The following is a 25258-nucleotide window of genomic DNA, read 5'->3' on the forward strand; positions in this document are numbered from 1 at the left end:
GGTGGGGGCTGTGTGCGGCGCGGCGGGCGTGTAGTCGAAGGCGAAACGCTCGGGGCGTTTCAGGCCGAAGACCCCGGGGAGCGCGGAGCCGCCGGGTCTTCCGGGCAGGCCGGCGAATCCTCCCCCGCCGAACGGCGAGCCACCGCCGTCCGGATCACCTCCCCCGGGCAGCCCCTGGAGCCGCGCGAGGAAACTCTCGGAGGGAGGCGGCGGGGCCGCCTCCGCGAAGACGCTCTTCAACTGCCGCTGCGCGTCGGCCTCCGCCTTGCACTTGGCGCAGGTCGCCAGGTGCGCGAGGACTCGCTCACGCGTCTCATGACCGAGCTCTCCGTCCACCAGGGCGGAGAGTCGGTCTCCCAGATGCTGCTCGGCGAGGCGCCGCTCGACGGGGTCGGGTCGTGATCCACTCACGCGGTCGCGCCCCCTCCTCCCAGAGCGGCCACCCGGGGCACGAAGGAGCGGCGCTCGGAGCTCCGGGTCTGCGGCGCGCGGTGCGCGAGGGCCTTGCGCAGCTGGGAGCGGCCGCGGTGGATCCGGGAGCGGACCGTGCCGAGCTTGACGCCGAGGGTCGCGGCGATCTCCTCGTACGACAGTCCTTCGATGTCGCACAGGACGACCGCGGCGCGGAACTCGGGCGCGAGGGTGTCGAGGGCCTGCTGGACGTCCGCGTCGAAGTGGGCGTCGTTGAAGGCCTGCTGCGGGGTGGGCTCGCGGCTGGGCAGGCGCTCGGCCGCGTCCTCGCCGAGGGCGTCGAAGCGGATGCGCTGCTTGCGGCGGACCATGTCGAGGAAGAGGTTGGTGGTGATGCGGTGCAGCCAGCCCTCGAAGGTGCCCGGCGTGTAGGTCGACAGGGAGCGGAAGACGCGGACGAAGACCTCCTGGGTGAGGTCCTCGGCGTCGTGCTGGTTACCGGTCAGGCGGTACGCCAGCCGGTAGACGCGGCCACTGTGCATGCTGACGATCTCCTCCCATGTGGGCGGAGTCCACGCCTGCCCGTCCGCGTCGGTGGAGAAAGTCGCGGTCTGGGCGTGGTCAGCGGCGTGGCTGGGGTCAGCAGCGGTGTCGTTCACGGATTTCGGCCTGCCCGCTGATCCGAGGAAGCGCCGCAGCACTCCAGCCCGGTCCCCGTTGGGCGCGGCCGCACCTCCCCTGTCATCTCTGGTGGTGTCCAGTGGAGCCCCTACCATAGCCACCTCGCCCGTTAGGACCGGATAAGCGGTTTTACGAGAATTTGATGTGGGCTGCTCCGGCTCGTGCCGCCGCGTCCGCGGTTGCCCGAGCGCCCGACCGTCGTCGTGATCCAACTGTGTCCCCCCGCCGTCGTCTCCACCCCTCTAAACGCCCGGTCCCATCTGCGGGTTCCCGGGCCCAACGGATACAGTCACGCCCAGGCAACCACGGGGACAGGAGAGGGTCATTACCGGCAACCGGCAGGCAAGCTGGGCGTTCGCCGACGCCTATGCCGCCGAGGACGAAGCGCTGCGCTGGGCCCGCGACCGGGCCCGTGAGGCGGGGCTGCGCTCGGTGTCGCCCGGCACGGGCTCCGCGCTGCGGTTGCTGGCGGCCTCCGTGGACGCGAAGGCGGTGGCCGAGATCGGGACCGGCACCGGCGTCTCCGGTATCCACCTGCTGCACGGGATGCGGCCGGACGGCGTCCTGACCACGGTCGACCCCGAGCCGGAGCACCAGCAGTTCGCCCGTCAGGCCTTCCGGGCCTCCGGCTTCGCCAGCAACCGCGCCCGCTTCATCCCGGGCCGCGCCCTGGACGTGCTGCCCCGCCTCGCGGACGCCGGTTACGACCTCGTCTTCTGCGACGGCGACCGGCAGGAGGTCATGGACTACCTCGCTGAATCGTTGCGCCTGCTCCGTCCGGGGGGTCTGGTGGTCTTCGAGGGGGTCTTCGCGAACGGCCGCACGGTCGATTCGGGACCCCAGCCGACGGAGGTACTGCGGCTGCGGGAGCTGCTGCGGGCGGTGCGGGAGAGCCAGGAGCTGCTGCCGTCGCTGCTGCCGGTGGGTGACGGGTTGCTGTGCGCCGTGAAGCGCTGACCGGCCCCTGAAGGCGGCGTCGCCGGGTCGGTGACGAGGCCCACACAGAGCAACCCCGGCACCACTTGGATGCCGGGGTTGTCGAAAGGGTATGGTCGCTTCCGCGTCAGCCGACGACCTTCTTGAGGGCGTCGCCGAGCGCGTCGGCCTCGTCAGGGGTCAGCTCGACGACGAGCCGACCGCCGCCTTCGAGCGGAACGCGCATGACGATGCCCCGCCCCTCCTTGGTCACCTCGAGCGGGCCATCACCCGTTCGCGGCTTCATGGCCGCCATGCTCGTTCCCCTTCCTGAAACCAGCTCATCGTCAAAGCCGACGGCCCTGGAGGGCACGCGCGGTCCAGGCGTGGGACTTGGACACGCGACACCGGCATCGAACACATTGCTTCCAAGCCATTATCCCGCATCTCAGGACCCGATGACCAACATCAGTCGGCATCGCTTGGGCAACGCGCGCGAGCAAAACCACCCAATTCGGCGATGTGACTGCGATACTGCGCGGCCGCACGGACTTCCGCGCACCGGAATCCGCCGAGAATTCTTTGACGCAGGTCACACGTCCGGTCCGGTGCGCGGACGGCGATCTCCGTCATGCTGTCCTTCGTACGAAGACGTACTGACCGGTCGTACCAACGGAGGGGACAGACCATGGCCGACACGGTGCTCTACGAGGTGACCGACGGGCTCGCGACGATCACCCTGAACCGGCCCGAGGCGATGAACGCGCTGAACATCCCGACGAAGGTCGCGCTGCGGGAGGCGGTCCAGGAGGCGGCGGGCGACGCGGCCGTACGGGCCGTACTGCTGACGGCCGCCGGGGAGCGGGCGTTCTGTGTCGGTCAGGACCTCAAGGAGCACATCGGGCTGCTTGCGCAGGACCGGGAGACCGGCTCCGGGCACACGATGAGCACGGTGCGTGAGCACTACAACCCGATCGTGCGGGCCCTGGCCGGGATGGCGAAGCCCGTGGTGGCCGGGGTGAACGGGGTCGCCGCGGGGGCCGGATTCGGGCTGGCCCTGGTGGCCGACTACCGGGTCGTGGCCGACACCGCCGCCTTCAACACGTCCTTCGCGGGGGTCGCCCTGACCGCGGACTCCGGGATGTCCTGGACGCTGCCGCGGGTCGTGGGCCCGGGCCGGGCCGCCGACCTGCTGCTCTTCCCCCGCAGTATCAAGGCCCAGGAGGCGTACGAGCTGGGGATCGCCAACCGTCTCGTACCGGCCGCCGAGCTGCACGCCGAGGCGGAGAAGGTGGCGCGGGCGCTGGCCGAGGGGCCGACGGTCGCCTACGCGGCCCTCAGGGAGGCCATGGCGTACGGCCTGACGCACTCCCTCGACGAGACGCTGGACAAGGAGGACGAGCTGCAGACGCGGGCCGGGTCCTCCGAGGACCACATGATCGCGGTGCAGGCGTTCGTCAACAAGGAGAAGCCGAAGTACCTGGGCCGCTGAGGATCAGACCTGCCTCGCGACGCACGTCTGAAGATGGTCGTTGACCAGGCCGCACGCCTGCATCAGGGCGTACGCCGTGGTCGGTCCCACGAAACGCAGGCCTCTCTTCTTCAGCGCCTTGGACAGGGCCGTCGACTCCGGGGTGACCGGAGGGACGTCGGACAGGGTCTTCGGCGCCGGTCCGGGTTCCGGCGCGTGGGACCAGATCAGGCTGTCCAGCTCGCCAGGGGCCCACTCCGCCAGCACCCGCGCGTTGGCGAGCGTCGCGTCGATCTTGGCCCTGTTGCGGATGATGCCCGGGTCGGTGAGGAGGCGGGCGCGGTCCGTCTCGGTGAAGGCGGCGACCTTCTCGATCCTGAAGTCGGCGAACGCGGCCCGGAAGCCGGGCCGGCGGCGCAGGATGGTGATCCAGGACAGGCCGGACTGGAAGGCCTCGAGGCTGAGGCGTTCGAAGAGCGCGTCGTCGCCGTGGACCGGGCGGCCCCACTCCTCGTCGTGGTAGGCCACGTAGTCCTCGGTGGACAGCGCCCAGGGGCAGCGCAGCGCTCCGTCCGGGCCGGCGATCGCGGCGCCGTCGGTCACTGGTGGCCCTCCTGCCCGTGCCCCGGCTTCTCCATGGAGACGTGGTGGGCCGCCGCCCGGGCGCCCGCCAGCGCGGACTCCAGGTCGGCGATCCGGGCGTCCCGCTCGGCCAGTTCGGCGGCGAGCCGGTTGAGGGCGTCGTCGACGTCCGCCATCCGGTAGCCGCGCGCGGCGAGCGGGAAGCGGAGCGCGTCGACGTCCGCGCGGCCGACCGGACGGTCCGGCGGCAGGGGGTCCTGCAGGCGCTCGGGGGCCACCTCGGGCAGCGGTCCGTCGCCCTCCCCGCCGCCCACCACGGCCAGTGTCACCGCGGCGACCACGACGGCGAGAGCGACGACGAGGAACAAGAACATAACCATCGCTGTGGTCCCCACGCTCGATGTACGGAAGCTGGATGTGTCAGGGTCCGATCGTGCCATGCGACTCTGACAGTTAGGGTCACAGGCGGCCGAAAGGCCGGAACACCCAGGTCGTACTAGGAGAGGTCACAGCGGATGCTCAGGCTGGGCAGGCGCGAGTTCGAGGCGCACGAGCCGGTGGTCATGGCGATCGTGAACCGGACCCCGGACTCCTTCTACGACCAGGGGGCGACCTTCCGCGACGAGCCCGCCCTCGCGCGCGTGGAGCAGGCGGTGGCGGAGGGGGCCGCCATCATCGACATCGGCGGTGTGAAGGCGGGACCCGGCGACGAGGTGAGCGCCGCGGAGGAGGCACGCCGGACCGTCGGATTCGTGGCGGAGGTCCGCCGGCGCTTCCCGGACGTCGTGATCAGCGTGGACACCTGGCGGGCGGAGGTCGGCGAGGCCGTGTGCGAGGCGGGGGCCGACCTGCTGAACGACGCGTGGGGCGGGGTGGATCCAGGGCTCGCGGAGGTCGCCGCCCGGTACAAGGTGGGGCTGGTGTGCACGCACGCGGGGGGCGCGCAGCCGCGGACGCGTCCGCACCGGGTGTCGTACGACGACGTCATGGCCGACATCCTGCGGGTGACCCTGGGTCTGGCCGAGCGGGCCGTGGGGCTCGGGGTGCCGCGGGAGTCGGTGCTGATCGATCCCGGGCACGACTTCGGCAAGAACACGCGGCACAGCCTCGAGGCGACGCGGCGGCTGGGGGAGATGGTCGCCACGGGCTGGCCGGTGCTGGTGTCGCTGTCCAACAAGGACTTCGTGGGCGAGACCCTGGACAAGCCGGTGAAGGAGCGGGTGGTGGGGACGCTGGCGACCACCGCCGTCTCCGCCTGGCTGGGGGCCCAGGTGTACCGGGTGCACGAGGTGGCGGAGACGCGTCAGGTGCTCGACATGGTGGCGTCGATCGCGGGTCACCGTCCTCCGGCGGTGGCCCGGCGGGGGCTGGCTTAGGGCGCCGGCCCCCGGTCAGGCGCGGACGGTCAGCGGCCCGCTTCCTTCGACACGAGGGCGACCGCTTCCTCGACCTCGTCCGTCACATGGAAGAGCAGCAGGTCGCTCTCCGCCGCCTTGCCCTGGGCGACCAGGGTGTTCTTGAGCCAGTCGACCAGGCCGCCCCAGTACTCGGTGCCGAAGAGGACGATCGGGAACCGGGTGACCTTCTGGGTCTGCACGAGGGTAAGGGCCTCGAAGAGTTCGTCCAGGGTGCCGAGTCCGCCCGGGAGGACGACGAAACCCTGCGCGTACTTGACGAACATCATCTTCCGGACGAAGAAGTAGCGGAAGTTGAGGCCGATGTCGACGTAGGGGTTGAGGCCCTGCTCGAAGGGCAGCTCGATGCCGAGGCCGACCGAGATGCCGCCCGCCTCCAACGCGCCCTTGTTGGCCGCCTCCATGGCGCCGGGACCGCCGCCCGTGATGACCGCCCACCCGGCGTCGACCAGCGCGCTGCCCAGCCGCACACCGGCCTCGTACTCCGGGGAGTCGACGGGGGTGCGGGCCGAGCCGAAGACACTGATCGCGGGCGGGAGTTCGGCGAGCGTGCCGAAGCCCTCGATGAACTCCGACTGGATGCGCAGCACGCGCCACGGGTCCGTGTGGACCCAGTCCGAGGGGCCGCCCGCGTCCAGCAGCCGCTGGTCCGTGGTGCTCGCCGTCACCTGTCCCCGCCGTCGGAGGACCGGTCCCAGGCGCTGCTCGTCCGGCGGCACCTTCTTGCCCTCGGGGTTCCCGGTAGCCATGTGCGCTCCCTCCGCTTGCAGGTGTTTCCACCTCAGCGTAGATCTACGCGGGTTACGGACGGGGGACCTCAGCGTGTCAGCCAGGCGCGCAGCCGCTCCTCACCCGCGAGGATCTTCGCCGTTTCGACCCGTTCGTCACGCTTGTGCGCCAAGTGCGGGTTGCCAGGGCCGTAGTTGACCGCGGGGACGCCGAGGGCGGAGAAACGGGAGACGTCGGTCCAGCCGTACTTGGGCTGCGGGGTGCCGCCGACCGCCTCGATGAAGGCCGCGGCCGCCGGGTGGGAGAGGCCGGGCAGCGCGCCGCCGCTGTGGTCGTCGACCACGAACTCCTCCACCCCGCAGTCCGCGAACACCTCGCGGACGTGGGCGATCGCCTCCTCCTCGGTGCGGTCCGGGGCGTAGCGGAAGTTGACCGTGACCACGCACTCGTCGGGGATGACGTTGCCGGCCACCCCGCCCGAGATCCCCACCGCGTTCAGGCCCTCCCGATACTCCAGGCCGTCGATCACCGGGTAGCGGGGCTCGTAGGAGGCCAGCCGGGCCAGGATCGGGGCGGCCGCGTGGATGGCGTTGGAGCCCATCCAGCTGCGCGCGGAGTGGGCGCGCTCGCCCCTGGTCTTCAGCAGCACCCGCAGGGTGCCCTGGCAGCCGCCCTCGACCTGGCCGTCCGACGGCTCGAGGAGAACCGCGAAGTCGCCCTCGAGCCACTCCGGGCGGGCCTCGGAGACGTGCTTGAGTCCGTTGCGCTCGGCCTCGACCTCTTCGTTGTCGTAGAAGATGAAGGTCAGGTCCCGGTTGGGTTCGGGGACCGTGGCCGCGATGCGCAGCTGGACCGCCACCCCGGACTTCATGTCGCAGGTGCCGCAGCCCCACAGGACGCCGTCGTCGTCCAGCCGCGAGGGGACGTTGTCGGCGATCGGGACGGTGTCGATGTGCCCGGCGAGGACGACACGCTCCGGACGGCCCAGGTTGGTCCGTGCGACCACGTTGTTGCCGTACCGGTCGACCGTCAGGTGCCCGAGCGTGCGCAGGGCGGCCTCGATCGCGTCGGCGAGGGGCTTCTCGGTGCCGCTCTCGGAGGGAAAGTCGACGAGCCGCGCGGTGAGCTCGGCCGCGTTCAGGGTGAGGTCAATCGAGGTGTCGGCCATGCCCCAGACCCTATCCCGCCAGCGCCTTCATCAGTTGTCCACACCCGCGGCAGGAGTCACAGCGGCCTCCGCTACCTTGTACGGCGTGCCAGAGCCGTCTCCCACCCTCAAGCGCCGCGGCCGTCTCCTTCGCATCGGGGCGGCCCTCGTGGTCCTGCTCGCCGTCGCGGGCTATCTCGTGGTGCAGTACGTCACCGGAGGGCACGGCCCCGGCTGCAAGGTGGTCTCGGGCAGGAACGACGGTGAGGAGTACGAGTTCACGCCCGAGCAGGCGGTGAACGCGGCGACGATCGCCGCCGTCGGCACCGGGCGCGGGATGTCCGAGCGGGCCGTGACGATCGCGCTGGCGACCTCGCTGCAGGAGTCGGGGCTGCGCAACATCCAGCACGGCGACCGGGATTCCCTCGGCCTCTTCCAGCAGCGGCCCTCGCAGGGCTGGGGCAAGCCTCAGCAGATCCTGGACCCGACGTACGCGGCGGGCGTCTTCTACGAGCACCTGGCCAAGGTGCCGGACTACCAGAAGCTCCCGCTCACCGTGGCCGCGCAGCGCGTGCAGCGCAGCGGCTTCCCGGAGGCCTACGCCAAGCACGAGCCGGACGCCGAGCTGCTGGCCGCCGCCCTCACCGGGCACGCGCCGGCCACCCTGACCTGCCAGGGCCGCCCGGACCCGACCACCGTGCAGGCGGCGGGGCCCGACGCCGTACGGGCCGCTCTCGTCCGGGACTTCGGGCGGGACGCGCTGCAGCCGGCCGGCGCCGAGGTGAGCCGGAAGAAGCATGCCTCGACGCCCTCGCCGGCGACGACGGCCGCCGCGGCGTCGGGCACGCGCACGGTGACGGTTCCCGTGGCCGCCGGCAAGAGCCCCGCGAAGGGGCGGACGGCCGGCCAGCGCGGGTGGCAGGTGGCGCACTGGGCCGTGGCCAACGCGACCGCGCTGCACATCGAGCGGGTCTCGTTCGGCGGGCGGGAGTGGACCGCCGGGAACACCGACAGCCGCTGGCGCACGGCCGGTTCGCAGGAGGCCGGCGCAGCCGCCAAGGCCGCGGTGCGGATCGTGACCGGGCAGTAGTACGGGTCTTCACTCGCACGGGTCACTCGGGCCGCCCCGGTTCCGTGGTGTGCGCAGGTTTTCGCGCCTCACTCCCGGATCCGTCACAACCCTTGGGGACAAAGGGCTGTAAGGGTTCGGCAGACTTTCGGACCGGGCGCCGTTTGCCCGTTTTTGTGCGCAGCTGATTATGCGACGCATTGCCAACTCTTTACGTTGGGCCTCCGCAACCTTCGCGGGTTTCGAGCGGTAGTCACTGCGTCCGAGCCCGGACGATCAACATCCAGTCGATCAACAGGAGCATCATGTCCCTCCCTCTGACCCGCCGGATCGCCCGCGCCGCGCTGCTCACCGCAGCGGGAGTGGCTGCCGGGGTCGGTGCGGCCGGCTCCGCGAGCGCGGCCACCGGACTGCCCGCGACGCCCAACCTCGGCGGGCTGACCGCCCTGGACGGGGCGCACGTCGGCAACACCGTCGACGCCGCGACGCAGAACGTCACCAAGGTCGCGGGCAGCGCCGGTGGCAAGACGGTGGAGAAGGCGCTGCCGGCCGCCGGCAAGACCAGCGGTCAGGCCGTGAAGAAGGCGACGCCCGCGGCGCAGAGGACCGCGGGGGACGCGGCGGGGTCGGCCGGCGGGGTCCTCGGTGACACCGCGAAGACGGCGACGAAGGGTGGGCTGCCGACGGACTCGCTGACCAAGGGCGGCCTGCCGACGGGCAAGACCCTGCCGATGAAGGGACTGCCGGTCGGCTGACGCGGCGTTCATCGGTGAAGGGGCTCGGGACTCGGTCCCGGGCCCCTTCTCGCGTCCTCAGGCCAGCCGTTCGGTCGCCGCCCGCACCCGTTCGTCCGTCGCCGTCAGTGCCACGCGTACGAACCTCTCGCCCGCCGGGCCGTAGAAGTCGCCCGGGGCCACCAGGATGCCCAGGTCGGCGAGGTGGGAGACCGTCTGCCAGCAGGACTCGTCCCGGGTCGCCCACAGGTAGAGGCTCGCCTCGCTGTGCTCGATGCGGAAGCCGTGGTTCAGCAGGGCCCCGCGGAGCGCCTCGCGGCGGGAGGCGTAACGCTCCCGCTGCTCCTGGACGTGGGTGTCGTCGGCCAGGGCCGCCACCACCGCCGCCTGCGTGGGAGCCGACGTCATCATGCCGCCGTGCTTGCGGATCTCCAGCAGGGGCGCGAGAACCGCCGGGTCGCCGGCCAGGAAGGCGGCGCGGTAACCGGCCAGGTTGGAGCGCTTGGAGAGCGAGTGCACGGAGACGATGCCCGCGTACGAGCCGCCGTTCACCTCGGGGTGCAGGACCGAGACCGGATCCGCCTCCCAGCCCAGCTCGATGTAGCACTCGTCAGAGAAGACCAGGACGCCGTGCTCACGGGCCCAGGCGACGATGCGCGTCAGTTCGGCCCGCGAGAGGACCTTGCCGGTGGGGTTGGAGGGCGAGTTGAGCCAGAGCAGCTTCAGGCCCTCGGGGTCCAGCTCCGTGGGGTCGTCGTACGCCTCGTACTCCGCGCGGGCCAGCCGGGCGCCCACCTCGTACGTGGGGTAGGCCAGGCGCGGGTAGGCGACCCGGTCGCCGGGGCCGAGGCCCAGCTGGGTCGGGAGCCAGGCGACGAGCTCCTTGGAGCCGACGACCGGCAGGACGTGGCGGTGGGTGACCTCGCGGGCGCCCAGCCGGCGCTCCAGCCAGCCGGTGATCGCGTCCCGCAGCGCCGGGGTGCCCCAGACCGTCGGGTAGCCCGGGGAGTCCGCCGCGTCGATCAGCGCCTTCTGGATGAGGTCGGGGACCGGGTCGACCGGGGTGCCGACGGAGAGGTCGACGATGCCGTCCGGATGCGCTGCGGCCTTCTTCTTGTAGGGCTCCAGCTTGTCCCAGGGGAAGGTGGGCAGGCGGTCGGAGACTGCGGACACGGTCGGACGCTCACTTTCGGGTCGTACGCGAACGCCTCGGTCCCGCGCGGCGATCAGGGGTGATCAGGCCGTACGGGACCGAGGCGGCAGAGAACGCTGCGGGCTCGCCGCCCTGTCAGGCCTGCGGCGGGAGCGCGGCGATGAAGGGGTGGTCCCGTTCGATCAGACCCAGCTTGCTCGCGCCGCCCGGGGAGCCGAGCTCGTCGAAGAACTCGACGTTCGCCTTGTAGTAGTCCTTCCACTCCTCCGGAGTGTCGTCCTCGTAGAAGATCGCCTCGACCGGGCAGACCGGCTCACAGGCACCGCAGTCGACGCATTCGTCCGGGTGGATGTACAAGGACCGCTGGCCCTCGTAGATGCAGTCGACCGGGCACTCCTCGATGCACGCCTTGTCCTTGACGTCGACACAAGGCTGCGCAATGACGTAGGTCACGCTGTCGTTCCTCCTCGATAGGGCGCTGGCGGGCCTCCTCAGGCTCCGCCGCCTGGCGCGCGGGAGCGCGGCGTCGTCGATGCCCGCCCCTAGTATCTCCGTTCCTGGGCATGATCCGAACAGGAGGGGTGAACCGACCTGTGGAAATCTCTGCGTCCGGCCGACTCGAGGTCCGGATCACCCCCGCTGACGTGGGTAAACGAGTCTCCGTACGACGCCTGGGCGATCCTGGAGCGGCGCACGAGAAGTTCACCGACACGGTGGGTGTTCTCACATCATGGGACGACGGTGTGCTGCTGATCACACGCAAGGGTGGCGAGAGCGTCCGCATCCCGGAATCCGCGCTGGTGGCGGGCAAGGTCGTCCCCGCCACGCCGGCCCGTCGCCGAGGGCCCGCCGCCTCGTACGAGGAGCTCGCGCACGTCGCCTCGCGCGCGTGGCGGCCGGTGGAGAGCGAGCGGCTCGGCGGGTGGGAGCTGCGGGCCGCGGGCGGCTTCACCCGCCGGGCGAACTCGGTGCTGGCCCTCGGCGACCCCGGTATACCGCTCGACGAGGCGCTGGACGTCGTACGACGGTGGTACGGCGACCGTGGGCTGCCGGCGTACGTCCAGGCCGCGACGGGGGGCGAGGCCTGTCCGGCGGATCAGGCCGGCTTTGAGAAAGGGAGCCCCTCCGCGGACCCGAGCGGGGCCTGGCGCGTGCAGCTGCAAGGCGGAGGAGGGAGTCATGGCGGAGCCATGGCGACCGACGACAACGCCGCAGATGCGCGTGCCAGGCCCCGCGACGCCGGCATGATCCGCCGGACAGGCCCTGAGGGCACGCAGGAGTTGCTCTGTGCGGAGCTGGAGCGGCGCGGCTGGGTGCGTGAGGTGACGGCCGAGGTGTGGGTCGGGGCGCTGGCGCCGGTCGCGGACCGGGCCGAGGGAGCCGGGGTCGTGCTGTCCCGGGAGGCCGACGAGGCGTGGCTCGCGCGCTACCAGCGCAAGGGGGTGAGCGAGGTGGCGCTGAAGGTGCTCGGCAGCGGGCCCTCGGTGTGGTTCGCGACGGTTCCGGGGGCGGAGGCTCCCGCCGCGATCGGGCGGTGCGTCGTGGACGGGCGGTGGGCCTCCTTCGCTGCCGTCGAGGTCGACCCGGAGATGCGGCGGCGGGGGCTGGCGACGACCGTGATGGCCGCGCTGGCCCGGCGGGCGCTGGACGAGGGCGCCTCGGCCGCGTGGCTGCAGGTCGAGACGGACAACGCGGGCGCGCGGGCGCTGTACGCCGGGATGGGTTTCGCCGCGCACCACGCGTACCACCACTACCGGGAGCCGTCGTCTTCCGGCGGCGGCCGGTAACCGATCGCCGTGAGAGGGCACGAGCCAGCTATGCGTTCCCCGAATCCCCCCTCCCCCGAACGCTCCGCCGAGCTGCGGCGGCGCTTCGCCGAGGAGGCGCGCTCCGAGCGGCCCGACCTGTCGACGCTGTGCCTGCTGGTGGGCGCGGAGGCGGACGGGGCGCTGGACGAGGCCGGCATCGACGCGGCGCAGATGGAGCTGGACCGGCTGGCCGGGCAGGTGCCGTTCCGTCCGGGCGGCCCGGTCTCCTGGGCCACCGCGCTGCACCATCTGCTGGGCGCGCGGGAGGGCTTCCACGGCTCCCCCGCCGACTACCAACGGCTGGAGTCGTCCCTGCTGCACGAGGTGCTGCGGCGGCGGCGCGGGCTGCCGATCCTGCTGTCGGTGGTGTGGATGGAGGTCGCGCGGCGGGCCGGGGCGCCGGTGTACGGGGTCGCGCTGCCCGGGCACTTCGTCGTCGGGTTCGGTCCGCAGGAGCAGCAGGTGCTCGCGGATCCGTTCGACGGGGGGCGGGTGCTCAGCGGGGACGACGCGGAGCTGCTGGTCGCCGGGGCCACAGGGGCCGCCCTGCATCCGTCGATGCTGACGCCGGCCGATCCGCTGGACGTCGTGCTGCGGATCCTGAACAACATCCGCGCGTGGTCCGCCGCCCGGCCCGAGCGGTCGGACGTGGCGCTGTGGGCGGTGGAGCTGTCCCTGCTGCTGCCCTCGCATCCGGCCCGGCTGCGCTACGAACACGCCCAACTCCTGGTCCAGCGCGGCGACTTCCTCACCGGCGCCACCGAACTGGAGGCCTACGCCGAGGTGGTCGCGGCGGTGGACGAACCGGCCGCCGAGCGGGTCCGCCAACAGGCCCGCACCGCGCGGGCGATGCTCAACTGAGGCTCACAGCCATCCCTTCTCCCGCGCTGTGCGCACCGCCTCCGCCCGGTTGCGGACCGCCAGTTTCTGGATCGCCGTCGAGAGGTAGTTGCGGACCGTGCCCTGGGACAGGTGCAGGGCCGCCGCCAGCTCCGCGTTGGTGGAGCCGTCCGCCGCCGCGCGCAGGACCTCCCGTTCCCGGTCGGTCAGCGGGTTGGCGCCCTCCGCCAGGGCCGCCGCCGCCAGCGTGGGGTCGATCACGCGCTCGCCGGCCAGCACCTTCCGCACCGCGGCGGCGAGTTGGGCCGCCGGGGCGTCCTTGACCAGGAAGGCGTCGGCGCCGGCCTCCATGGCGCTGCGGAGGTAACCGGGGCGGCCGAAGGTGGTGAGCACGACCAGCTTCACGGCGGGCAGGGCCCCGTGGACCTGGGCCGCCGCCTCGATGCCCGTGCAACCCGGCATCTCGATGTCGAGCAGGGCCACGTCCACGCCGTGTTCCCGGACGGCCGCCAGCACCTCGTCGCCGCGCGCCACTTGCGCGACCACCTCGATGTCGTCCTCGAGACCGAGAAGCGCTGCCAACGCCTCACGGACCATCGACTGGTCCTCGGCGAGCAGCACCTTGATCGTAGGGCTCATGCCCCGGATCCTACGGTGGAGCGGGCGCCCACCGGGACGCGGGCGACCAGCCGGAAGCCCTTCCTGACGCGTCCCGCCTCCAGGGTGCCGCCGGTCTTCTCCAGGCGCTCGGTCAGGCCCGTCAGCCCGTTGCCGGGGCTCTTGCCCGAGCCGCCCGAGCCGTTGTCCTCGACGGACAGTTCGAGGACCGCTCCGTCCAGGGTCTGCCGGCGCAGCAGCTCCACCGTGCAGCGGGTCGCGCCGCTGTGCCGTACGACGTTGGTGACCGCCTCGCGCAGCGCCCAGGCCAGGGCGGACTCGCTCTCCTCGGGGACGTCCCGGAGGTCGGGTTCGGCGGGCACCTCGGCGACGACACCGGCCGCCTTCAAGGCGACCTGCGCGCCCGCCAGTTCGTCGGGCAGGCGGGTGCGCCGGTAGCCGGAGACGGCCGCCCGGACGTCGACGAGGGCCTGCCGGCTGACCTGCTCGATGTCGGCGACCTGCTGGGCCGCCTTGTCGGGGTGGTCGGGGAGCATACGGCCGGCGAGCTCGCTCTTCAGCGTGATCAGGGAGAGCGAGTGGCCGAGGAGGTCGTGCAGGTCGCGGGCGAGGCGCAGCCGCTCCTCGTTGGCGGCCAGTTGGGCGACCGTCGCGCGCGCCTTGCGCAACTCGACCGTCGTGCGCACCAGTTGCTTCACGCCCGTCATCGCGTACCCCAGGAGCACGACCACCAGCAGCAGGCTCCAGTCGTGGACACCACTGCGCAGTCCGACGAGGAGCATCGCGGCCGCGTTCAGCGGGATCGCCCAGTACGCGACCCGGATGGGGAGGGCCGCGCCGCAGGTGACGGAGACGTACACGAACAGGCCGATCCAGTCGCCGCCGAGGGTCAGGCACAGGACGACGGCGAGCGCACCGAGCGCACCGACGAGCCACGCGACGACGGGCCCGCGAAACGGTCGGCCCATGTTACGGAAGACGAGCGTCACATAGGTCCCGACGAAGGCCGCGAGGCCCGCCCAGCCGGCCACGGTCGCGCCGGGCGTGTGGTGACCGGCGGCCAGGTCCTGCACCGGCGCGCCGAGGAAGATCAGCCACGGGGCGATCCACAGCGCCTTGCGCATCGCCTCACTCATGGTGCGGGGCGGCTGACCTATGCGCGTCAGCTGTTCCGGCCGGGCGTCCGGCGGCAGCGTGTCGTCCGTCATGGTGCTCACGCCTTCAGCGTGTCCTTCCGGTACAGCCAGGCCGCGCCGCCCGCGAAGAGCAGGAAGAAGGCGACGAGGATGGCGATGTCCTGGGTGTGGGGGGCCTGGCTCTGCTCGATGGCCCGCCCCAGGGCAGCGTACGCGTGCGTGGGCAGCCATTTGGCGATGTCCTGCAGCCAGGTGGGGAAGGTCGAGGACGGCATCCACAGGCCGCCGAGGATCGACAGACCGAAGTAGACGATCATCGTGATCGGGCGGACCGCGTCCCCGGAGGCGAGGTAGCCGATGGCGACGCCGAGCGCGGCGAAGACCAGGCTGCCGGCCCAGATCGCGCCGGTGAGGGCGAACCACTGCCAGGTCTCGAGCCGTACGTCCTTCACCGCGGCGGCGACCAGGAAGACCATCACGATGGACGGCAGGCTCACCACGGCCGCGCTGGCGGTCTTGGCGAGGACGTAGCCGCGCCCGGGCAACGGGGTCAGCCGCAGCTGCCGTACCCAGCCGCCCTCCCGTTCCTTGGCGATGCGCTCGCTGTTGCCCATCAGGACGGCGGTCAGGGCGCCGAAGGAGGCCATGGAGACCATGACGTACTTCGCGACGCTCAGGCCGGTGCCGTCGACGGTGCCCGTCTGGTTGGAGACCAGCAGGAAGATCACCGAGGGGTAGATCACCGAGAAGAACAGGAACCTGCGGTTGCGCAGGGCGCGGGTGAGTTCCAGCTTGATCAGGCTGTTCATGACTGCTTGGCCTCCTCGGCCTCCGTGATGGCGACGAAGGCCTGCTCGAGCCCGAGCCCGGCGACTTCGAGGTTGCGGGGGTAGACGCCGAGCCCGTAGAGGGCGTGCACGGTCGCGTCGGCGTCGGTGGACTGGATGCGGACGGTCTGGCCGCTTATGTCTATGGAGGTGAGGAAGGGCAGGGCACGCAGGGGCGCCTCGTCGATCGGGCCCTCCAGGTCGAAGGCCACCCGCCGGGCTCCCGCCTTCGCCTTGATCTCGGCGGCCGTGCCGTCGGCCAGCAGCCGTCCCCGGTGCAGGACCAGCACGCGGTCGGCGATCGCGTCGGCCTCCTCCAGGTAGTGGGTCGCGAACAGCACGGTCCGCCCCTGGTCGGCCTGCTCGCGCATGGTGGCCCAGAAGGCCTGGCGGGCGGAGACGTCCATGCCGGTGGTGGGCTCGTCGAGGACGATCAGATCGCTGTCGCCGGCCGTGGCCAGGGCGAAGCGGACGCGCTGGGACTGGCCGCCGGAGAGCTTGTTGACCTTGCGGTCGGCGATCTGTGCGATACCGGCGCGGGCGAGGACGTCGCGCACCTGGTAGGGCCTGGGGTGCAGATCGCAGGCGAGCTTCACCAGTTCGGCGACCGTCACCTCGTCCATCAGCCCGCCGCTCTGCAGCATCGCGCCGACGCGCCCGGCGACGATGGCCTGGCGCGGTGTGGTGCCGAAGACCTGGACCGTGCCGCCGTCGGGGTTCCTGAGGCCCAGCAGCAGGTCGAGGGTGGTCGACTTGCCGGCGCCGTTGGGGCCCAGCAGGGCCACCGTCTCCCCCGGATGCAGCGCGAGCGTCAGCCCGTCGACGGCCCGTACGTTCCCGTAGACCTTGCTCACCTGGTCGAACCCGACCACCGGGGTGCCGGCGGCCGTCGCTGTCGTCGTCATGCGAACCATCGTGGCCGCCGGGCCCCGCGTCCCGGCAGTGTCGGCGGTCCTGGCTGCCGGATGACAGATGTCATACGGCGAAGGGGGGCGCCCGGCGCTCGCCGGTCGCCCCCCTCTCGGGCCTGATCCTTGAGCCTGGCGTCAGCTCGGGTCGGTCTGGATGATCCCGACCCGGTTGGTCTTGCTCAGCAGGGCCTGGCGCAGGGCCACGTAGACGTCCTGCGGGGTGACGGCCGTCTTCTGGCCGGTGCCCCGGGTGATCAGGACGCCGTCGAAGGTCTGGCCGTACAGCTCCTTGAGGGCGTTCAGGTCGGGGCTGTCGACGAGTTTGCCGCCCACCGCCTTGACCCTGAGGAACTTCCACAGGGAGTTCTGCGGGCTGAACTCGATCTGCTTGCCCGTGTCGGTCTTCACGATGACGTTGGCCGACATCGCGGGCTGCGCGAAGGCCTTCATCTCCCGGTCGACCTCGGCGTTCGAGACCGTCGGCTGCTGGCTTGTGGTGACCACCGCGACCGGGGCCGTCGTGCCGGACTCGACCTGGGAGCGGTACGCCTCCTCGACCGCCTGGGCCGACTTGGCGGCATCAATGCCCTTGCCGCCCTTGCCGTAGACGGCGACGGCCTTGCCGGACTTGAACTCGATCGTGCCGTCGGTCACCGAACCGGAGCCGGAGCCGCCGACTGCGCTCTTCAACGCCGCCGCCAGCTTCTCCTCGTCGACGGGCATGACCGGGTCGATGACGCGGTGCTGTCCGAACAGGGAGCCGACGACGGAGACCGGGTTGTAGTCGCTCGTCGCCGCCTTGGCGACCGTGGCCTGTTCGTCGAACTGGAGGCCGGCCTGGTCCGGCGTCAGCGGGACGGTGGAGCCGCCGACCGACAGCTTCAGCGGCTTGTTCACCCGGCTGCCGAAGGCCGCGTCCAGCTTCTTGACCGCGTCGTCGCGGGTGCCGCCGCCGATGTCGACGCCGAGCACGGTGGTGCCCTTGGGCACGTCGGAGTGGTTCATCAGCAGCCCGGCGCCGTAGACCCCGACGCCGGCGACGACCAGGACACCGGCGAGCAGCACCAGCTTGCTGCGGCCCTTCTTTTTCTTCTTGGGCGCGGCGGCCGCCGGCACGTTCTGCGCGACCGGCTCGGGCAGCTTGGGGGGCGTGTGGGGCAGCGGGCCGTCGGTGGAGCCGCCCGGGCCGAACGGCGACTTGGCGCCGGGGGGCACGATCGGGATGCCGCTGGTGACGGTGTGCCCGGAGACGTTGTCGGGCGTCGGGTAACCCGGCGTGCCGGGCTCGGGGGCCGGCTTCTGCGGGGTCAGGATCGCCGTGTCGTCACTGAGGCCGCCGCCGGGGCCGAGGCCGGTGCCGGGGGCAGCGGTACCGGGAGCCATGCCGAGACCGGCTTGAGCGCCGCCGCGTGCGGTGCGGGGGGCGCCAGGGCCGCCGAAGGACTCGCCGCCGGGCGGTGTGCCGGGGCCGCCGGGGCCGAGCGGCGGGACCAGCGGGCCGTCGCCGGTGACGGGGCCGCCGGTCGGGCCTGCGGGGCCCTGCGAGCCGCCTTGTCCGCCTTGCCCACCTTGTCCGCCACGGCCGTTCGGTCCGTTGAAGCCGCTCGCGCCGCCGGGGCCGGAGAAGTTGTCGGCGCCCGGGCCAGGACCACCGGGACCGGCGAAGGGGTCGCCACCGGGGCCGCCGAAGCCGTTGTCCTGGGCGGGGCCCGCGAAGCCGTTCTGGGTGCCGGGGCCGCCGTAGCCGTTCTGGCCGTTCAGGCTGTCCTGGCCGGCGAAACCGCCCTGGCCGTTCTGGCCGCCCGGGCCACCGAAACCGCCTTGGCCGTTCTGGCCGTTCTGGCCGCTCGGGTCGGCGAAGCCGTTCTGGTCGGGGTGGCCGTTCTGCTGGGCGGGGTCGCTGTCCGAGAAGTACGGCAGCTCGTCGCGGCGCGGCTCGCCGCCGGCACGCGTGCCGCCGTTGCCCAGCGGGCCCGCCGCCAGGGCCTCGGTGACGTCGAAGGAGCCGGTGCCGCCGCCGTGGCCGGGAGCCACCGGACCGCCGGTCGCGCCGGGGAGCCCCGCGCCGTTCGTCCCGCCGGGCCTGCCGTTCGCGCCGCCCGCCCGGGAGCCGCCGGGCACGCTCATCGAGCCGACCACGCCACCGGGACGCGCCCCACCGGACGCACCCGCGCCCGGACGCGCACCGCCCGAGGAGGCGCCCGGAGCCCCCGCTCCCGGCGTTCCCGCGGCCGAACCGCCCGGCAGACCGGCGCCGTTGGTCGCTCCGCTCCCCGGACCTCCCTTGGCCGGGCCGGACTTGCGGGGCGCGAACCAGTCGCTCGTCTTGTCCTCGGCCGACTGCGCGGGCTCCGCGGGAGCGTCCACGGTGGCCGTGGCCGCGCCCGGTGCCGCCGTGGGGAGTTCGGTCTCGCCGGTCTCCTCGGAGGTGCCGGCGTCCGCGACGGGCGTCCGCACCACGACCGGCGGAATCGGCCGCGATCCGGGGATGTTGATCCGGATCCGGGTCGTCAGCGTGGTCTCGGTCTTGCGTTCCTCCGGCCGCTCGGCCGAACGGCCCGTGTCCGAACCGGCGTCGGATGCCGCGGGGGTGCCGTACGGCGGCGTGCCGGACGGGTATGCGGCTCCGCCGCCGCGCCCGTTGGGCCCGGAGGACGGAGTGTCAGTTTCACGACTCAAGGCAGGTTCTCCCGGTTGGCTCCGCCGCCCGACATGACCTCACGGGCAGCTCGGCGGCGCGCACCACCATACTGGCCACTTCTGGCGCGTATCCCACGACCGCCGGGGAAACCCACACCGGACTCGCACGCCTGGTTAACGGCCAAGTGGTACGTCACTTGGCAAGTCGGACGTCACGCCCCGTTGGTTGCCGCCCCTGCCCAAGGGTGGCGCAGATCACAGCAACGGCCATCCCGCCGAGCAGGAAGAGGTACGAGCCCCCTCCGGCCCCGAACAGGAAGTCGCCCTCGGGTCTGCTGGCGGTGAGCAGGATGACGGCGATCACCCAGCCGGCGGCCGGTGCGATCGCTCCGCCCCGGCTGCCGGTGCCCCGTCCGCCGCCGAGCAGCAGCCCGGCCTCGCCGGCGAGCGCGAGCAGCAGCCCGCCGGGGAACCAGCCCGCCTGCACCAGCGCACCGGCGGCCCCGACGACCGCGCCCAGCACGAACAGCCCGAGGAACAGCAACGCCCGCCCCGCGGAGAGCCGCTGAAGCGGTTGCGCGAGCATCGAGCCCCGCTCACTCATGACGCCTCCCTGGCACCGGTACCGTCACCGGGGCCCGCGTCGCCGCCGTCACCGACACCGACCCCGAGCCCGGCGAAGAGATCAGACTCCCGCACCCCTCCTGCCCGGTCACCTCTTACCAACTCGTAGTACTCGGTGGTGAACAGGGGTTGCGCGAGTTCGTTGGAGAGCGCGAAGTACGGCGGCGCGACCTCGATCTGGGTCGCGTGCGCCCGCATGGCGGCGGCCTTCGCGTCCGCGTACGCGCTGCCGTCGATCTCGGCGGTGATCCGGTCGTCCTCCACCACGCCCGGGACGTCGTCGACGACGGCGGCCTTGGAGAAGGGGAGCGCGGGCAGATCCTTCGCGAGCCGGGCGAAGGCCTCCTCGGCGACCGGCCGGGGCACCCGGTTCCAGTACACCTTGGGGATCTCCCAGCCCTGCCCCGCCGCCAGCTCGGCCGCGCGCATGGCGACGCGGTGGGCCTGGATGTGGTCGGGGTGGCCGTAGCCGCCGTTGTCGTCGTAGGTGACGAGGACCTGGGGGCGTACCTCCAGGATCACCTCGACCAGGTGGGCGGCGGCCTCGTCGAGGTCGGCCTGCCAGAAGCAGGCGGGGTCCTCGTTGTCGGACAGGCCCATCATCCCGGAGTCGCCGTAGCGGCCGGGGCCGCCGAGCAGACGGAAGTCCTCGACGCCGAGCTCCCGCATGGCGGCCGTGAGCTCGGCCAGCCGGTACTCGCCCAGGGCCGCTCCGGTGAGGTGCCGCAGGCCGGGCGGGATGACCTCGCCGCGCTCACCGAGGGTGCAGGTGACCAGCGTCACCCGGGCGCCCTCGGCCGCGTACCGCGCCATGGTCGCGCCGTTGTTGATCGACTCGTCGTCCGGGTGCGCGTGCACCAGCAGCAGACGCCGGGGTGGTTCCGTCATGGGTCCACCCTACGAGGCGCCGCTGACAGCGCGGCGCAGCCCGGGTCAGAACTTGATGCTGCCGATCATGCTCGCGATGTTCGTCGTCAGATCGTTGATCGTGGGTGCGACGGTCGAGGAGGCGAGATAGAACCCCAGAAGGATGCAGACGACCGCGTGCCCGCCCTTCAGCCCGGACTTCCTGACCAACAGGAAGACGACGATCGCCAGCAGCACCACCGCCGAAATCGAGAGTGCCACGGCGGCTCACCTCCAAAGATCCCAAGAGCGCGGGGTCGGACCAGGGGGCAGAAATCCCGGCAGATAAATCCACAGGGACCAGCAGGTTCATACCCACTGTGCGGTAGTGATCATAACTATCCGGACCTGCGCATCGATCGGCGCACGGCCGCACAAGGGGGCGCATGGCCAATATGGTCGGGGCATGACGACGACGTCCGACTCCTTCCCCCGCAGGCACGCCCGCACCCAGCGTTTCACCCTCGGCGCGCCGCGTTCCTTCACCGTGGCGCCCGACGGCGCCCGTGTCGTGTTCCTGCGTTCCGGTTCCGGTACGGACAGGGCGAATTCGCTCTGGGTCCTCGACGTGGACAGCGGCACGGAACGGGTGGCGGCCGACCCGCGCACCCTGCTCGGCGGTGCCGACGAGGACCTCTCACCCCAGGAGCGGGCGCGCCGCGAACGCAGCCGTGAGGGCGGTGCCGGCATCGTCGGCTATGCCACCGACGGCGATGTGGAGTTGGCGTCTTTCGCGTTGTCAGGACGGCTTTTCACGGCCGAGCTGCGGGCCGGCACGGCACGTGAACTCCCCGCTCCGGGACCGGTGATCGACCCACGCCCCTCCCCCGACGGCCGGCACGTGGCGTACGTGGCGCGGGGCGCCCTGCGGGTGGTGGGCGCCGAGGGCGAGGGCGAACGGGCTCTCGCCGAGCCGGAGTCGGAGAACGTCACCTACGGCCTGGCCGAGTTCATCGCGGCCGAGGAGATGCAGCGTTCGCGGGGGTTCTGGTGGTCGCCCGAGTCGGACCGGCTGCTGGTCGCGCGCGTGGACGACACGCCGGTACGGCGCTGGTGGATCTCCGACCCCGCCCATCCGGAACGTGATCCACAACACGTCCCGTATCCGGCGGCGGGCACGGACAACGCGGACGTACGGCTGTTCGTGATCGGCCTGGACGGGGCGCGCACGGAGGTCGTCTGGGACTGGGCGCGCTATCCGTATCTGGCGCATGTGCACTGGTCAGCGGCGGGTGCCCCGCTGCTGCTCGTCCAGGCGCGGGACCAGCGCAGCCAGCTGTATCTGGCGGTGGAGCCGGACACCGGGGCGACCCGGCTGGTGCACGCGGACGAAGATCCAGTTTGGCTGGATCTTTTCCCCGGGGTGCCCTGCTGGAGCCCCTCGGGACGGCTGGTGCGGATCGCGGACGAGGGCGGCGCGCGGGTGCTCGCGGTGGGCGAACGCCCGCTCACCGGGCCGCAGTTGCACGTCAGGGCCGTGCTGGACGTGGCGGACGAGGACGCGCTGGTCTCGGCCTCGGCGGGCGAGGAGGCCGAGCACCCGGAGACCGGTGAGGTGCATGTCTATCGCGTCAGCGAACGCGGCCTGGAGCGCGTCTCGCACGAGCCCGGCGTGCACTCGGCGGTGCGCGCCGGGGGCGTGACCGTGCTGGTCTCCGCCACGCCGGACCGGCCGGGCGCCCGCGTGCAGGTGCTGCGGGACGGCAAGCAGACGGCGACCATCGCCTCGTACGCCGAAAATCCCGGTATGTCCCCGCGCGTGACGCTCACACAGGGGGGCGCACAGCGGATCCCGTGCGCCGTGCTTATGCCACGGGACTACCACGGGGACACTCCCCTCCCGGTGCTCATGGATCCCTACGGCGGTCCTCATGGGCAGCGGGTGGTCGCCGCGCACAACCCGCATCTCACCTCGCAGTGGTTCGCCGACCAGGGCTTCGCGGTGGTCGTGGCGGACGGCCGGGGCACCCCGGGCCGCTCCCCCGCCTGGGAGAAGGCGGTACGGGACGACCTTGCGGCGGTGGTGCTGCAGGACCAGGTGGACGCGCTCCAGGCACTTGCCGGCGACTTCCCGCTCGACCTCTCCCGGGTCGCGATCCGCGGCTGGTCCTTCGGCGGCTATCTCGCGGCGCTCGCGGTGCTGCGCCGCCCGGACGTGTTCCACGCGGCGGTGGTGGGCGCCCCCGTCACCGATCTGCGCCTGTACGACACCCACTACCAGGAGCGCTACATCGGCCACCCCGAGGAGCAGCCGGAGGTCTACCGGCGCAACTCGCTGATCGACGACGCGGGACTGGTCGACGCCGCCGAACCGCACCGCCCGATGATGATCATCCACGGTTTCGCCGACGACAACGTGGTGGTCGCCCACTCGCTGCGGCTGTCCTCGGCGCTGCTGGCCGCCGGCCGGCCGCACGAGGTGCTGCCGCTGTCCGGCGTCACGCACATGACCCCGCAGGAGGAGGTCGCCGAGAACCTGCTGCGGCTGCAGCTGGACTTCCTGCGGCGTTCGCTCGCACAACCGCGCAAACAGGGATGAACCGCGTTAACACGCAGGCAACTTGACGGAAGCGGTCCCGATATACGGACACGCGAGTCTGAACAGCGTACGGCCGTGCGGGTGCCGTAAACGGACCGGGGTGCGCCATGTCACCCCGGTCCGTTGCCTTCCCCCTCCGGGGGGACGACCGTCTTCTCCTCCGCGAAGTGGCACGCCGAGTCGTGGGCGGCCGGGCCGCTCGTCATGCGGAACTCGGCCGGTACCGCCAGCAGCGGCACCTCCAGGGCGCAGCGCTCGCGGGCCTTCCAGCAGCGGGTGCGGAAGCGGCAGCCGGAGGGGATGTCGGTCGGGGACGGGACGTCGCCGGCGAGGATGATCCGCTCCCGGTGCTCACGGGCCCCCGGGTCGGGAACGGGGACGGCGGACAGCAGGGCCTGGGTGTAGGGGTGCGTGGGGTGGTCGTAGATCTCCTGGTCCCGGCCGATCTCCACGATCCGCCCGAGGTACATCACCCCGACCCGGTCTGAGATGTGCCGCACGATGGACAGGTCGTGCGCGATGAAGACGTAACTCAGCTCGAAGTCACTCTGCAGGGCCGCCATCAGGTTGATGACCTGCGCCTGCACGGACACGTCCAGGGCGGAGACCGGCTCGTCGGCGACGATGACCTCCGGTCGCAGCGCCAGGCCCCGGGCGATGCCGATGCGTTGGCGCTGGCCGCCGGAGAACTGGTGCGGATAGCGGTTGATGTACTCGGGGTTGAGCCCGACGACGTCCAGCAGCTCCTGGACCTTCTTGCGCCGGTCGCCCTTGGGCGCCACCTCGGGGTGGATCTCGTACGGCTCTCCGATGATGTCGCCCACCGTCATACGGGGGTTGAGCGAGGTGTAGGGGTCCTGGAAGACCATCTGGATGTTGCGGCGGACGGACTTGAGCGCCTTGGCGGACAGCTTGCCGATGTCCTCGCCCTTGTACTTGATCAACCCTTGGGTCGGCTGCTCGAGATTGACGAGCATCTTGGCGACCGTTGACTTGCCGCAGCCCGACTCTCCGACGATGCCGAGGGTCTCTCCCCTGTTGAGCGTGAAGTCCACACCGTCGACGGCCTTGACGGCACCGACCTGTTTCTTGAACAGGATGCCCTGGGTCAAGGGATAGTGCTTGACCAGTCCACTCACTTCCAGGATCGGCTCAACCTGGTCAACCATTGAGGCACTCCCTCCAGAAGTGACAGGCGCTGCCCCTCACTTGATCAACCTCGTACAGGGGAGGCTCGTCGGTGCGGCAGACGTCCTGGGCCATCGGGCAGCGGGGGTTGAAGGCGCACCCCGGGGGGATGTGCATCAGGTTGGGCGGCAACCCCTTGATCGCGTACAGCTCCTGGCCCTTCTGGTCCAGGCGGGGGATGGAGTCGAGGAGGCCGCGCGTGTAGGGGTGGGCGGGCGCCTTGTAGATGTCGTGCACCGGCGCCGACTCGACGATCCGGCCCGCGTACATCACGGCGATCTTGTCGGCGACGTCGGCGACCACGCCGAGGTCGTGGGTGATGAGGATGAGTCCCATGTTGTACTCGCGCTGCAACTCCGCGAGCAGGTCCATGACCTGGGCCTGGACGGTGACGTCGAGGGCGGTGGTGGGTTCGTCGGCGATGATCAGGGCCGGCTCCAGGGCGAGGGCCATCGCGATCATGATGCGCTGGCGCATGCCGCCGGAGAACTGGTGCGGATAGTCCTTGACGCGGGCCTTGGCGGCCGGGATGCGCACGCGGTCCATCAGCTCGATCGCCCTGGTCCGGGCGTCCTTGCGTGACATCCCGCGGTGCACGACGAACATCTCACCGAGCTGGTCGCCCACGGACAGCACGGGGTTCAGGGAGGACAGGGCGTCCTGGAAGATCATCGCCATCTCGGCGCCGCGGACCTTGCGCCGCTCCTCCTCCTTGAGCTTGAGCAGATCCCGCCCCTGGAACAGGACCTGCCCTCCGGTGATCCGCCCGGGCGGCGTGTCGAGAATCCCCATCACGTTCACCATCAGGAAGATCAGCAGCGTGGCCCCGATGAACACCGGGATCATCTGGAGCAGACGCCGGACCACGTACCGTCCCACGGCGGCTCAGCCGACCTTGATCTCGTTGTAGACCG

General features: G+C 71.7%; 26 protein-coding genes and 2 pseudogenes. 8 read left to right on the forward strand and 20 right to left on the reverse strand.

Annotated features, from left to right (window positions below; all coding sequences use genetic code 11):
• Positions 1-411 (reverse strand): anti-sigma factor family protein (locus GRC12_RS22415; protein WP_208781169.1); only part of this gene is annotated, 411 nt, incomplete at its 3' end.
• On the reverse strand, positions 408-1112 hold the full coding sequence (gene sigE / locus GRC12_RS22420; RefSeq protein ID WP_133044474.1) for an RNA polymerase sigma factor SigE: 705 nt from the start codon (positions 1110-1112) through the stop codon (positions 408-410). The genes sigE and GRC12_RS22415, both read right to left, overlap by 4 nt.
• A gap of 238 nt (positions 1113-1350) precedes the next feature.
• On the opposite strand from sigE, the gene GRC12_RS22425 reads away from it, so the two are divergent.
• Entirely contained in the window at positions 1351-2049 is a 699-nt protein-coding gene (locus tag GRC12_RS22425) for an O-methyltransferase (protein WP_133044473.1), read from the forward strand.
• Between the two features lie 106 nt (positions 2050-2155).
• Here GRC12_RS22425 and GRC12_RS22430 read toward each other — a convergent pair whose 3' ends face one another.
• Entirely contained in the window at positions 2156-2323 is a 168-nt protein-coding gene (locus GRC12_RS22430) for a DUF3117 domain-containing protein (RefSeq protein ID WP_003966491.1), read from the reverse strand.
• A gap of 152 nt (positions 2324-2475) precedes the next feature.
• Positions 2476-2640, reverse strand: a complete 165-nt coding sequence (locus tag GRC12_RS22435; RefSeq protein ID WP_208781170.1) for a hypothetical protein — start codon at positions 2638-2640, stop codon at positions 2476-2478.
• 55 nt (positions 2641-2695) lie between these two features.
• Between GRC12_RS22435 and GRC12_RS22440 the strand changes: the two genes are divergently transcribed.
• The gene (locus tag GRC12_RS22440) at positions 2696-3499 is read left to right on the forward strand and encodes an enoyl-CoA hydratase/isomerase family protein (protein ID WP_208781171.1); all 804 of its coding nucleotides are present in this window, start codon (positions 2696-2698) and stop codon (positions 3497-3499) included.
• A gap of 3 nt (positions 3500-3502) precedes the next feature.
• Here GRC12_RS22440 and GRC12_RS22445 read toward each other — a convergent pair whose 3' ends face one another.
• Both GRC12_RS22445 and GRC12_RS22450 read right to left on the reverse strand, forming a co-directional pair.
• The gene (locus GRC12_RS22445) at positions 3503-4081 is read right to left on the reverse strand and encodes a DNA-3-methyladenine glycosylase I (protein ID WP_208781172.1); all 579 of its coding nucleotides are present in this window, start codon (positions 4079-4081) and stop codon (positions 3503-3505) included.
• Positions 4078-4434, reverse strand: a complete 357-nt coding sequence (locus GRC12_RS22450) for a DivIVA domain-containing protein (RefSeq protein WP_208781188.1) — start codon at positions 4432-4434, stop codon at positions 4078-4080. The genes GRC12_RS22445 and GRC12_RS22450 overlap by 4 nt, the downstream gene beginning before the upstream one ends.
• Before the next feature lie 141 nt (positions 4435-4575).
• On the opposite strand from GRC12_RS22450, the gene folP reads away from it, so the two are divergent.
• The gene (gene folP / locus GRC12_RS22455) at positions 4576-5436 is read left to right on the forward strand and encodes a dihydropteroate synthase (protein WP_208781173.1); all 861 of its coding nucleotides are present in this window, start codon (positions 4576-4578) and stop codon (positions 5434-5436) included.
• 29 nt (positions 5437-5465) lie between these two features.
• Here folP and GRC12_RS22460 read toward each other — a convergent pair whose 3' ends face one another.
• Together GRC12_RS22460 and dapE are read right to left on the reverse strand one after the other, a co-directional pair.
• Positions 5466-6224, reverse strand: a complete 759-nt coding sequence (locus GRC12_RS22460) for a TIGR00730 family Rossman fold protein (protein WP_208781174.1) — start codon at positions 6222-6224, stop codon at positions 5466-5468.
• Positions 6225-6292: 68 nt separating this feature from the next.
• Positions 6293-7372, reverse strand: a complete 1080-nt coding sequence (gene dapE, locus GRC12_RS22465; RefSeq protein ID WP_208781175.1) for a succinyl-diaminopimelate desuccinylase — start codon at positions 7370-7372, stop codon at positions 6293-6295.
• Between the two features lie 85 nt (positions 7373-7457).
• Here dapE and GRC12_RS22470 point away from each other — a divergent pair, with 85 nt between their 5' ends.
• On the forward strand, positions 7458-8441 hold the full coding sequence (locus tag GRC12_RS22470) for a heavy metal transporter (protein WP_208781176.1): 984 nt from the start codon (positions 7458-7460) through the stop codon (positions 8439-8441).
• 284 nt (positions 8442-8725) lie between these two features.
• Positions 8726-9175, forward strand: coding sequence for an ATP-binding protein (locus GRC12_RS22475; RefSeq protein WP_208781177.1), 450 nt, complete (start codon positions 8726-8728; stop codon positions 9173-9175).
• A 57-nt stretch (positions 9176-9232) separates the two neighbouring features.
• Here the strand turns inward: GRC12_RS22475 and GRC12_RS22480 are convergent, their stop codons facing one another.
• Both GRC12_RS22480 and fdxA read right to left on the reverse strand, forming a co-directional pair.
• The gene (locus GRC12_RS22480; protein ID WP_208781178.1) at positions 9233-10327 is read right to left on the reverse strand and encodes a bifunctional succinyldiaminopimelate transaminase/glutamate-prephenate aminotransferase; all 1095 of its coding nucleotides are present in this window, start codon (positions 10325-10327) and stop codon (positions 9233-9235) included.
• Between the two features lie 115 nt (positions 10328-10442).
• Positions 10443-10760 (reverse strand): ferredoxin, encoded by a 318-nt coding sequence (gene fdxA, locus GRC12_RS22485; RefSeq protein ID WP_004926152.1) that lies wholly within the window; start codon positions 10758-10760, stop codon positions 10443-10445.
• Between the two features lie 140 nt (positions 10761-10900).
• Between fdxA and GRC12_RS45700 the strand changes: the two are divergent.
• Together GRC12_RS45700 and GRC12_RS22500 are read left to right on the forward strand one after the other, a co-directional pair.
• Positions 10901-12079 (forward strand): annotated as a pseudogene (locus GRC12_RS45700) (GNAT family N-acetyltransferase); the annotation flags it as partial.
• 45 nt (positions 12080-12124) lie between these two features.
• Positions 12125-12976, forward strand: coding sequence for a transglutaminase-like domain-containing protein (locus GRC12_RS22500; protein WP_208781179.1), 852 nt, complete (start codon positions 12125-12127; stop codon positions 12974-12976).
• Positions 12977-12979: 3 nt separating this feature from the next.
• Here GRC12_RS22500 and GRC12_RS22505 read toward each other — a convergent pair whose 3' ends face one another.
• From GRC12_RS22505 to GRC12_RS22540, 8 genes are all read right to left on the reverse strand, one after another.
• Positions 12980-13594 (reverse strand): response regulator transcription factor, encoded by a 615-nt coding sequence (locus GRC12_RS22505; protein WP_133044462.1) that lies wholly within the window; start codon positions 13592-13594, stop codon positions 12980-12982.
• Entirely contained in the window at positions 13591-14781 is a 1191-nt protein-coding gene (locus GRC12_RS22510; RefSeq protein ID WP_208781189.1) for a sensor histidine kinase, read from the reverse strand. Before GRC12_RS22510 ends, GRC12_RS22505 begins: the two co-directional genes overlap by 4 nt.
• Positions 14782-14786: 5 nt before the next feature.
• Complete coding sequence (locus GRC12_RS22515) at positions 14787-15518, reverse strand: ABC transporter permease (RefSeq protein ID WP_208781180.1); 732 nt, start codon at positions 15516-15518, stop codon at positions 14787-14789.
• The gene (locus GRC12_RS22520; RefSeq protein ID WP_208781181.1) at positions 15515-16441 is read right to left on the reverse strand and encodes an ABC transporter ATP-binding protein; all 927 of its coding nucleotides are present in this window, start codon (positions 16439-16441) and stop codon (positions 15515-15517) included. Before GRC12_RS22520 ends, GRC12_RS22515 begins: the two co-directional genes overlap by 4 nt.
• A gap of 141 nt (positions 16442-16582) precedes the next feature.
• Positions 16583-19126 carry a hypothetical protein gene (locus tag GRC12_RS22525; RefSeq protein ID WP_208781182.1) on the reverse strand — a complete coding sequence of 848 codons (2544 nt, stop codon included), beginning with the start codon at positions 19124-19126 and terminating at the stop codon, positions 16583-16585.
• A gap of 154 nt (positions 19127-19280) precedes the next feature.
• Positions 19281-19691 carry a DUF6113 family protein gene (locus GRC12_RS22530; RefSeq protein ID WP_208781183.1) on the reverse strand — a complete coding sequence of 137 codons (411 nt, stop codon included), beginning with the start codon at positions 19689-19691 and terminating at the stop codon, positions 19281-19283.
• Positions 19688-20599 (reverse strand): N-acetyl-1-D-myo-inositol-2-amino-2-deoxy-alpha-D-glucopyranoside deacetylase, encoded by a 912-nt coding sequence (gene mshB, locus GRC12_RS22535; protein ID WP_208781184.1) that lies wholly within the window; start codon positions 20597-20599, stop codon positions 19688-19690. The genes GRC12_RS22530 and mshB overlap by 4 nt, the downstream gene beginning before the upstream one ends.
• Before the next feature lie 45 nt (positions 20600-20644).
• Entirely contained in the window at positions 20645-20839 is a 195-nt protein-coding gene (locus GRC12_RS22540; protein ID WP_208781185.1) for a hypothetical protein, read from the reverse strand.
• Between the two features lie 184 nt (positions 20840-21023).
• Between GRC12_RS22540 and GRC12_RS22545 the strand changes: the two genes are divergently transcribed.
• On the forward strand, positions 21024-23156 hold the full coding sequence (locus GRC12_RS22545; RefSeq protein ID WP_208781186.1) for a S9 family peptidase: 2133 nt from the start codon (positions 21024-21026) through the stop codon (positions 23154-23156).
• A gap of 110 nt (positions 23157-23266) precedes the next feature.
• Here the strand turns inward: GRC12_RS22545 and GRC12_RS22550 are convergent, their stop codons facing one another.
• Together GRC12_RS22550 and GRC12_RS22555 are read right to left on the reverse strand one after the other, a co-directional pair.
• Complete coding sequence (locus tag GRC12_RS22550; protein WP_208781187.1) at positions 23267-24325, reverse strand: ABC transporter ATP-binding protein; 1059 nt, start codon at positions 24323-24325, stop codon at positions 23267-23269.
• A pseudogene (locus tag GRC12_RS22555) lies at positions 24318-25139 on the reverse strand (ABC transporter ATP-binding protein); the annotation flags it as partial. The gene GRC12_RS22550 and the pseudogene GRC12_RS22555, both read right to left, overlap by 8 nt.
• Between the last annotated feature and the right edge of the window lie 119 nt (positions 25140-25258).

It is taken from the genome of Streptomyces griseorubiginosus (assembly GCF_017614965.1).
Classification (GTDB): domain Bacteria; phylum Actinomycetota; class Actinomycetes; order Streptomycetales; family Streptomycetaceae; genus Streptomyces; species Streptomyces griseorubiginosus_B.

Excerpts from the sequence above, each read along its gene's own strand:
- GRC12_RS22430 (WP_003966491.1), bottom strand. The coding sequence starts at position 2,323 with ATGGCGGCCATGAAGCCGCGAACGGGTGATGGCCCGCTCGAGGTGACC.
- GRC12_RS22435 (WP_208781170.1), bottom strand. The coding sequence starts at position 2,640 with ATGACGGAGATCGCCGTCCGCGCACCGGACCGGACGTGTGACCTGCGT.
- GRC12_RS22440 (WP_208781171.1), top strand. The coding sequence starts at position 2,696 with ATGGCCGACACGGTGCTCTACGAGGTGACCGACGGGCTCGCGACGATC.
- GRC12_RS22450 (WP_208781188.1), bottom strand. The coding sequence starts at position 4,434 with ATGTTCTTGTTCCTCGTCGTCGCTCTCGCCGTCGTGGTCGCCGCGGTG.
- folP (WP_208781173.1), top strand. The coding sequence starts at position 4,576 with ATGCTCAGGCTGGGCAGGCGCGAGTTCGAGGCGCACGAGCCGGTGGTC.
- GRC12_RS22460 (WP_208781174.1), bottom strand. The coding sequence starts at position 6,224 with ATGGCTACCGGGAACCCCGAGGGCAAGAAGGTGCCGCCGGACGAGCAG.
- dapE (WP_208781175.1), bottom strand. The coding sequence starts at position 7,372 with ATGGCCGACACCTCGATTGACCTCACCCTGAACGCGGCCGAGCTCACC.
- GRC12_RS22475 (WP_208781177.1), top strand. The coding sequence starts at position 8,726 with ATGTCCCTCCCTCTGACCCGCCGGATCGCCCGCGCCGCGCTGCTCACC.
- GRC12_RS22500 (WP_208781179.1), top strand. The coding sequence starts at position 12,125 with ATGCGTTCCCCGAATCCCCCCTCCCCCGAACGCTCCGCCGAGCTGCGG.
- GRC12_RS22505 (WP_133044462.1), bottom strand. The coding sequence starts at position 13,594 with ATGAGCCCTACGATCAAGGTGCTGCTCGCCGAGGACCAGTCGATGGTC.
- GRC12_RS22510 (WP_208781189.1), bottom strand. The coding sequence starts at position 14,781 with ATGACGGACGACACGCTGCCGCCGGACGCCCGGCCGGAACAGCTGACG.
- GRC12_RS22515 (WP_208781180.1), bottom strand. The coding sequence starts at position 15,518 with ATGAACAGCCTGATCAAGCTGGAACTCACCCGCGCCCTGCGCAACCGC.
- GRC12_RS22520 (WP_208781181.1), bottom strand. The coding sequence starts at position 16,441 with ATGACGACGACAGCGACGGCCGCCGGCACCCCGGTGGTCGGGTTCGAC.
- GRC12_RS22530 (WP_208781183.1), bottom strand. The coding sequence starts at position 19,691 with ATGAGTGAGCGGGGCTCGATGCTCGCGCAACCGCTTCAGCGGCTCTCC.
- mshB (WP_208781184.1), bottom strand. The coding sequence starts at position 20,599 with ATGACGGAACCACCCCGGCGTCTGCTGCTGGTGCACGCGCACCCGGAC.
- GRC12_RS22545 (WP_208781186.1), top strand. The coding sequence starts at position 21,024 with ATGACGACGACGTCCGACTCCTTCCCCCGCAGGCACGCCCGCACCCAG.
- GRC12_RS22550 (WP_208781187.1), bottom strand. The coding sequence starts at position 24,325 with ATGGTTGACCAGGTTGAGCCGATCCTGGAAGTGAGTGGACTGGTCAAG.